The following is a 1,256-nucleotide window of genomic DNA, read 5'->3' on the forward strand; positions in this document are numbered from 1 at the left end:
ACTCGCCATCATGTTCGAAGAACGCTTTCCCATGGCGTAACTAAAGGCGTCAGGGCACAAAATTACGCACACTCCCTCACCCTCGGCCTTGATCCCCGTGCTATCAATAAGAAGATTCAACGAGCCAGCACCGCCACGATACGGCAGGCTCACGTTCAGCGTTTTCCGGCGGCGGCAAAGAGTGCTGAAGTCCGGTGCTGACCAATCAAGCCCGACCAACCGCAGCAAGCTTTGAACGAACCCAGTTGTCTGGCGGAGCGGCATGCCAAAAAGGACCTTCAGCGTTGGACACGTTTGAATAGCCGCGTCACTGAATTGCTGTTGCCGACCGCGCTTGCCGTTTGGCGGCGGCGCTCACACCATCTCCGGATCAAACCAGATCGACAACGATCCGCGCCGCTTCAAGCTGTCATTGTAAGACGACCAATTCTTGGTCTTATACTTGGTAGGGGACCAGCTGCTCATCCCCTTCAGCTATCACCCTGGATTCATACAGTGAATCCCATCAACCTATTTGTGCAACAAAGCCCACAGAGTTCACAAAATAGATAAACGCAACAAAATACCTTTTGCCCTTTCTGATATTCGCGGCCACGATCGAAGCGAACATGTCGCAAGAGCGCATTGTGGCAACGAAGACGGCACACCGGCTGTTGGAGCGTGTGGGCATCGCAGATCAAGCCGAAAAATACCCCAGTCAGCTTTCCGGCGGGCAGCAGCAGCGCGTAGCACTCGCACCCGCCTTGACGATGGACCCGCGCTTGATGTTGTTTGATGAGCCCACATCAGCGCTCGACCCCGAAATGATTGGGGAGGTGCTGGACGCCAGGCGTGAATTAGCCCGCGACGGCATGACCATGGTGATTGTCACCCACGAAATGAACTTCGCGCGCGAAGTCTCCGACCGGGTCATCTATATTCATAAGGGCAAAATCGTGGAGCAGGGGACGCCAGAAGCGGTATTTGATGCACCCCAGAATAAACGCACGCAAAGCTTTTTGTCGCGGGTTCTTACACATTAGAAAGCTTAGTGTGGGTATTTGAATGTGTAAGTTTATCGAGATTGCGAATGCAAAAAGCACTGGGGGGTCTTTTTATGCGGTAATCGGCAGTATCGCCATATCTATCACCGTATTCATCTCGTTGCCATGTGCCAAGAGCCCACGTGCCTATATAATGTACATAATTATCATTATAAGGCTGAGCCGGGCGTTGAATGTGGAGCCGGATCGGCTGGCGGAAGCGTTGTGCGTGAG

General features: G+C 53.2%; 1 protein-coding gene and 2 pseudogenes. 1 reads left to right on the plus strand and 2 read right to left on the minus strand.

Features of this window, described 5'->3' with window-relative positions; all coding sequences use genetic code 11:
• Nucleotides 1–72: 72 nt before the first annotated feature.
• Nucleotides 73–465: pseudogene (locus ACGYK9_RS19375) on the minus strand (IS5 family transposase); the annotation flags it as partial.
• A gap of 143 nt (nucleotides 466–608) precedes the next feature.
• Here ACGYK9_RS19375 and ACGYK9_RS19380 point away from each other — a divergent pair.
• A pseudogene (locus ACGYK9_RS19380) lies at nucleotides 609–1,022 on the plus strand (amino acid ABC transporter ATP-binding protein); the annotation flags it as partial.
• Here the strand turns inward: ACGYK9_RS19380 and ACGYK9_RS19385 are convergent.
• Nucleotides 1,012–1,256: hypothetical protein (locus ACGYK9_RS19385; protein ID WP_394415354.1), on the minus strand; the 245-nt coding region annotated here is incomplete at its 5' end. The pseudogene ACGYK9_RS19380 and the gene ACGYK9_RS19385 overlap by 11 nt on opposite strands.

This window comes from Sulfitobacter sp. 1A15258 (genome assembly GCF_043557045.1).
Lineage (GTDB): Bacteria > Pseudomonadota > Alphaproteobacteria > Rhodobacterales > Rhodobacteraceae > Sulfitobacter > Sulfitobacter faviae.